This window comes from Clostridium sp. (assembly GCF_032552055.1).
GTDB lineage: Bacteria > Bacillota > Clostridia > Clostridiales > Clostridiaceae > Clostridium.
Genome location: NZ_JAWGSV010000234.1, coordinates 1 through 4,958 on the forward strand (window position 1 = coordinate 1; position 4,958 = coordinate 4,958).

The 4,958-nt window shown below is 29.2% G+C and carries 5 protein-coding genes; 3 read left to right on the top strand and 2 right to left on the bottom strand.

Annotated features, from left to right (window positions below):
* Positions 1-97: 97 nt before the first annotated feature.
* Positions 98-1,117, bottom strand: a complete 1,020-nt coding sequence (locus E6248_RS13090) for a galactose ABC transporter substrate-binding protein (protein WP_316341236.1) — start codon at positions 1,115-1,117, stop codon at positions 98-100.
* Between the two features lie 209 nt (positions 1,118-1,326).
* Here E6248_RS13090 and E6248_RS13095 point away from each other — a divergent pair, with 209 nt between their 5' ends.
* The 3 genes from E6248_RS13095 to E6248_RS13105 all read left to right on the top strand — a co-directional run bounded on the left by E6248_RS13095 (position 1,327) and on the right by E6248_RS13105 (position 3,672).
* A complete protein-coding gene (locus tag E6248_RS13095) occupies positions 1,327-2,238 on the top strand; it encodes a prenyltransferase (RefSeq protein WP_316341237.1) in 912 nt (303 codons plus the stop codon).
* Between the two features lie 61 nt (positions 2,239-2,299).
* Positions 2,300-2,869 carry a LemA family protein gene (locus E6248_RS13100; RefSeq protein ID WP_316341238.1) on the top strand — a complete coding sequence of 190 codons (570 nt, stop codon included), beginning with the start codon at positions 2,300-2,302 and terminating at the stop codon, positions 2,867-2,869.
* A gap of 2 nt (positions 2,870-2,871) precedes the next feature.
* Positions 2,872-3,672 (top strand): TPM domain-containing protein, encoded by an 801-nt coding sequence (locus tag E6248_RS13105; RefSeq protein ID WP_316341239.1) that lies wholly within the window; start codon positions 2,872-2,874, stop codon positions 3,670-3,672.
* Between the two features lie 99 nt (positions 3,673-3,771).
* Here the strand turns inward: E6248_RS13105 and E6248_RS13110 are convergent, their stop codons facing one another.
* Entirely contained in the window at positions 3,772-4,938 is a 1,167-nt protein-coding gene (locus tag E6248_RS13110; protein WP_316341240.1) for an AI-2E family transporter, read from the bottom strand.
* Positions 4,939-4,958: the final 20 nt, after the last annotated feature.

The following is a 4,958-nucleotide window of genomic DNA, read 5'->3' on the forward strand; positions in this document are numbered from 1 at the left end:
ATTAATATAGTTTCTATAAATAAGTTTTAATTATTAAATATTATATTTAAGAAATTCAAGCTTGCTTAAGGCAAAAAATATAATATTTCATTTTTTCTTATTTAGTATATTCTTGATATGGAATACGTACTGCAACTCCAGTATCATCGAATTTATAAGAAGTTGCATCTATAGCATCTTTACCTGTTGCTAAATTCATACCAGTTTCATATAATGCTTTAGCCATACCTTCAGCATCTTGAAGAACTGATCCTAACATAAATCCCTTTCCAATTAAATCTTGAGCTGCTGCTGTAGCATCAACACCTACTACTGGAATAGTCTTTGCATCATCGCCATTATTATATCCTTGAGCTTGCAATGCAGCTATTGCACCTTGAGCCATACCATCATTATTAGCTATAACAGCTTCAATCTTATCACCAAATCTTGATAACCATGCTTCTGTAGCATTTTGAGCTAGATCATTTTGCCAATTGCAAACTTGAAGTGCTAATTCTTCAGTTTTAATTCCATTATCATTTAAAGTTGAAACTGAATATTCAGTTCTTGCAACTGCTTCAGGATTATCAGGTTCACCCTTTAACATAACATATTGCAGTACTCCATCTCCATTTTTATCTATAGCCTTTGAGTCCTTATTCCAGAAATCTGTAAGTATCTTACCTTGCATAACTCCAGCTTCCTTAGCATTAGTTCCAACAAATATAGCTTTATCATATGCCTTTATTGAATCTGTAGCTGGTTCTCTATTAAATAAAACTACTGGCTTTTCAGCTGCTTTAATCTTATCTATTACAGTTGGCGCAGCTCCTGTATCAACTAAGTTAACTAATAATAAATCTACATCTTTTTGTATTAATGTATCTATACTATCGTTTTGTGTAGCTTGGTCACCTTTTCCATCATAGAAAGTAAATTCAACCTTATCTGGATTTTCACTTTGAATCTTTTCTAAACTTTGACGAACTGTTGAAATATAAGTATCATCAAATTTGTATAATAATACCCCAACCTTCACTTTATCTCCTGCTGAGGAATTCCCACAGCCTACTAATGAAGCTGTTACCATAATAGTAGCCATTGCCATTGTAAGTAATCTTTTAACCTTTTTCATATTAACCCTCCATCTCTCATAAACCATTAATATTGTTTTCGTTTACATTTACTATTATAAGAATATATGTTATCTATTTCCATGCAAAAAACTTCACAAATCTATCGAAATTCTTAACTATCATTTATGATTCAATTAATAATTATTAAGTTTTTATTTGAAAGAAGTTTATATTTGTGATAAAATTTTAACTTGCAAAATGATATGAGGTGATTTTTTTGAATAAAGATTATATAATAAAATTTATTAAAGATTCTTGGAAAGCATTTCGTCCTTTTTCCTTGACTCTTGCAATAGGATCTACAACTTTAGGTATAGTTGCTGCTTATAAAATGGGAAATATCAATTTTTCAAATTCTAGGGATTTATTATTAGTTATTCTAGTAACAATAGCCGGTCTATTAGCTCAATCTGGTGCTAATTTAGTTAATGATTATTTTGAAGGTAGTTTTAGATATTATAGACCTAGCGGAAGAAAGGTAAAATTCCTAGGTGTGGATAGAACTTACTTTGATATTTATGTTTTTCTTTGGGCAATGGCATGCTTTGGACTAGCGTCATTAATTGGATTATATTTAATTTACATAACGGATTATAAAATGCTTATAATAGGTTTAATCGGAATATTCGGAGCTTATTCATACACTGGAGAACCATTTGTATTTAAAAGAAAAGGCTTAGGAGTTCCAATATCTTTTATTACAATGGGGCCCTTAATGGTGCTTGGTGCTTCTTATCCCTTTACTAAGGAGTTAAGCTTGTATCCAATTCTATTATCATTACCAGCTTCTTTTATAATCCCCGCTTTAATGATAAGTAATGAGATGAGAGATTTCCAAAGAGATGCTAATTTAAGTCTTGGAACTTTAAGTGTTAGAATAGGTAGTAAGCTTAGCACTTATATTTATAGATTTTTAGTTTTTGGTGCTTATATTCTAACTACTATATATGTAGTATTAGGATTTTATCCAATTACAACTTTATTAGTATTTCTCACTCTACCTATAGCCTTAAAAGCTCATAGAGCAGTATGCAAATTCGAAAAGCTAGGTATTCCATATACTAATAATCTTCATTGGACTTTTACATTATTATTAATAGCTACATTACTAATAGGATAATTTTTAATAACACACTCCTCTTATACATATACTAATATATATGGAAAGGAGTGTGTTTTTTATGAAAAATGGAGTTAAGATATTAATAACTGTAGTTGTTATTATAGTTATAATAGCTTTTCCAATAATCTCTAGTTACAATGGCTTAGTCGGTCTTGAGCAACAAGTTAGCAAGGCAGCTTCTGATATAGATACTCAACTTCAAAGAAGATCTGACTTAATACCTAATTTAGTTAATACGGTTAAGGGATATGCTACTCAAGAAAAAGATATCTTTACAGATATTGCTAATGCAAGAAGTAAATTATCAGGTGCTACTAATATTTCAGATCAAGCTGCTGCAGATAGTGAACTATCAAGTGCCTTATCTAGATTACTAGTAGTAGTTGAAAGATATCCTGATTTAAAATCAAATGAAAATTTTAAAGACTTAAGTATTCAATTAGAAGGCACTGAAAATAGAATCGCTGTAGCAAGACAAGACTATAATACTGCAACAACTAATTATAATACTAAATTGAGAAGATTCCCTACTAATATAGTAGCTTCTATCTTTGGATTTGAAGAAAAAGCACTTTACAAAGCAAGTGATAATGCTAGTGAAGTGCCATCTGTAGATTTCACTAGATAATTATGAAGATATTATCTAAGATAAAAGTTCTTTTATTATCTTCTCTTGTATTATTATTTTTTACTCAAATTGCTTCAGCTGAAATTAACTATCCTACTCCAACTAATTATAAATATATAAATGATTATACAGGTATATTAACGGAGGATGAAAAAGAAAAAATCATTTCTATTGGTAAAGAATTAGAAGATAAAACTGGTGCTCAAGCTGTCACTGTAATAATAAATAGTACGGATGGAAGACCCATTGAAAGCTATGCTTTAAACCTCTTTAGAACCTGGGGAATTGGAGAAAAAAATAAAGACAATGGTTTATTAATCTTAATTGCTCTTGAAGATAGAAATTGGAGAGTTGAGGTAGGAAGAGGCCTAGAAGGTGCAATTCCAGATGCCTTAAGTAATAGGGTAATGGAATCTTTAGCTAAAGAGAAATTTAGGACTGAAGAATATGGAACTGGAATAGTTAATAGTTATAGCGCCTTTAGTGATTTAATTGCTGAAGAGTATGGAGTAACCCTAGATAAATCTTTAAATATATCCATAGAAAATAATGAATACGACTATAATAATATACCTGTTTTTAGTGGTATGGGGATAATTCTAGTACTGATTTTACTGGATTTCATTTTTAATGGAGGATCCATTACATTGCTAATCTTAAAAATTCTTTTCTTTACTGGCGGTAATAGAAGAGGTGGCCGAGGTGGTCATGGAGGCTTTGGTGGTGGATCTTCAGGTGGTGGAGGCTTCGGTGGATTTGGAGGTGGTTCTTCTGGCGGTGGAGGATCCTCAGGTAGCTGGTAAAAAAATAAGAATACACATTATCTAATAACTACTCTAATTTAAAGTGTTCATAAATAATATGTATTCTATCATTGGCTGCTTTCAGGCAGCCAAAATTACTTATTTTATATAATCTTTAGTTTCTGTTTTTAATCCCTTTTTCTTTAATTTATTTTCTATAAATGTCTTAACTATAGAGTAGAACACTGCAAATAACGGAACTCCAATTATCATACCCACTATTCCTAATAATTTTCCTGCAACTAAAATAGAAAATAATACCCAAAATGCAGATATTCCTATTGTATCCCCTAATATCTTAGGTCCAATTACATTACCATCTAATTGCTGTATAAATAGAATTATTAGTAAGAACCATAAAGCCTGTATTGGAGATACAAATAAAATAATAATAAATGATGGAATAGCTCCAATAAAAGGTCCAAAGAATGGTATTACATTTGTAATTCCAACTATTACTGAAATTAAAACTGTATAAGGCATTCTAAATATAGTTAAAATGATAAATGTTAATACTGCAATTATTAAAGAATCAATTATTTTTCCTATTAAAAATCTACCAAATGTATAATTACTTTTATGAACTAATGCTATTATTGATTCAGCTTTGCTTTCTGAAAGCAAAGCATATGTTGTCTTCTTACATAATCCACATAGCTTTTCTTTGTCTATTAATAAATAAACTGATACTATTATTCCTAATACTAAGTTCCAAATACTTGATGCAGTTCTAGCTAAAAAAGCTCCTATTGCAGGGATTAAATCTGTTACAAAAGATATTACATAGTTAACAAAACTATTATAATTATCCATTAAAACTTTAGAATACTGCTCTTCAATATTTAGATTCTTAATCAAATCATTAACAAAGTTAGTAGTATTAGAAATATACATCGGTATATCATTCATTAAGCCTAAAATAGATTCTGTAACCTGTGGTAGTAAAAATTTAATTACCATACTAATTATAAAAAATGCAGAAATATATGCTAAAAATATTGATATTCCTCTTTTAGATTTTAATTTAATCTTCTTTATGTACTTATTTTCAAAAACTTTATTCTCATAAAAATCTAGTAGGAAATTAATTATATATGCTACTGTAAAACCTATTATAAAGGGTTGAAATATAATTAATATTGAATCTAACTTATCTGTAAATATTGAGACTTGAGATATTGCTAAATAAAATAATATAATGGAAATTGAAACTATAAATGAATATACAGCTATGGTTGTATATTTATTATTCCAATTAATTTTCATAATTTACCTCTCTTTACTGT